The 1778-nt window shown below is 57.3% G+C and carries 1 protein-coding gene; it reads left to right on the top strand.

What is annotated here, in order from left to right:
• The coding region (locus LGZ99_RS24340; protein WP_315903534.1) for an ImcF-related family protein at window positions 1–1772 on the top strand (1772 nt) is incomplete at its 5' end.
• Window positions 1773–1778 lie beyond the last annotated feature (6 nt).

The following is a 1778-nucleotide window of genomic DNA, read 5'->3' as shown; positions in this document are numbered from 1 at the left end:
AAGGGGTTGCCGATGGCTTATGGCAAAACACCGGGGCGTCACTGCTGGCTTTTTATGCCCGGAATTTGCCGCAGCACCCGGAGTGGAAAATCCCGGTGGATAGGCCACTGGTCAGCGAGGTGCGTCAGATACTGCTGAATCAGCTGGGGCAGCGTAATGCTGACGCGACGCTCTACCAGAAAGTGTTGCAGCAGGTCGCCCACAGTTACGGCGATTTGCGGCTGGAACAGATGACCGGAGAGACGGATGCAGGGCAGTTATTGACGGCGACCGGTGTCGTGCCGGGCATGTTTACCCGTCAGGCCTGGGAAGGGCAGGTCCGGAAAGCGATAGAGGCGGTGGCGGCTTCCCGGCGGGAAGACATTGACTGGGTGTTAAGCGACGGGCATCAGCCGGTATCGGATGCGGTATCACCGGCGGCATTAAAGGCGCGTCTGACGGAACGTTATTTCACGGATTTTTCGGGCGCCTGGCTGAATTTCCTCAACAGTTTGCATTGGCATAAAGCACATAATCTTTCCGACACCATCGACCAGTTAACCCTGATGGCCGATGTGCGCCAGTCCCCGCTGATTGCGCTGATGAACACATTAGCTTATCAGGGAGAAACCGGACAGCAGGACCCGGCCTTATCGGATTCGTTAGTTAAATCAGCACAAAACCTGTTCCGGAAAAATAGCGCCCCGGAGATTGAGCCGCAGGGCGGTCCACCGGGGCCGATGGACAAGACCTTTGGCCCGTTGCTGGCGCTGATGGGGAAAAGCCGCTCACAAGGCATGATGGCGACGGACAGTTCTCTAAGCCTGCAAACCTTCCTGACACGAGTGACCCGTGTGCGTCTCAAATTGCAACAAATTGCCAATACCGATGACCCGCAAGAGAAGATGCAGGCGCTGGCGCAGGCGGTATTTCAGGGTAAAAGTATCGACCTGACCGATACCCAGGAATATGGCAGTTTGATGGCCGCCAGTCTCGGTGCGGAGTGGAGCGGTTTTGGTCAGACAGTGTTTGCGCAGCCGTTAACGCAGGCGTGGCAGACGGTGCTGCAACCCGCGCAGGCGAGTCTTAATGCGCAGTGGCAGGAGGCGGTGGTGTCGGACTGGCGAGCCGCTTTTAGTGGGCGCTACCCATTTGTGGAGGCTCAGGATGAAGTTTCCCTGCCGATGCTGGGGCAGTTTATCCAGGCGGATTCCGGGCGGATAGAGCAGTTTTTGCATCGTCAGTTAGGGGGCCTGTTGCATAAAGAAGGGAAACGTTGGGTGGCGGATAACGCAGGCAGCGAGGGATTGCATTTTAACCCGGCATTTCTGACGGCGATTAATCAGCTGAGTCAGTTATCGGATGGGTTGTTTGCGAATGGCGGTCAGGGGCTGCGGTTTGAACTGCGGGCGAAACCGGAGCGGGATGTGGCGGAAACCGACCTGACGATAGACGGCCAGACGCTGCGTTATTTTAACCAAATGGAAAGCTGGCAACGTTTACGCTGGCCGGGTGACAGAGATAACCCCGGTGTGGTGCTGACGTGGACGGGGGTGAACACCGGGGCGAGGCTGTTTGGCGACTATTCAGGCGACTGGGGGTTAATCCGCTGGCTGGAGCAGGCGCAAGTGAAAGTTCTGGAGAAAAGCCGTTACCGTCTGACATTTACCACGCCGGAGGGGGTGCCTCTAACCTGGGTTTTACGTACCGAACAGGATACCGGTCCGCTGGCGCTGCTGAAACTGAAAGGGTTCCAGTTGCCGGCGGAGATATTCAGCGTCAAGGGAGAATAAAACCGG

It is taken from the genome of Photorhabdus temperata (assembly GCF_025384845.1).
In the GTDB taxonomy this organism is placed as follows: Bacteria; Pseudomonadota; Gammaproteobacteria; order Enterobacterales; family Enterobacteriaceae; genus Photorhabdus; species Photorhabdus temperata.
The sequence above is the reverse complement of the archived record's forward strand: the minus strand, read 5'-3'. Positions and strand labels throughout refer to the sequence as shown.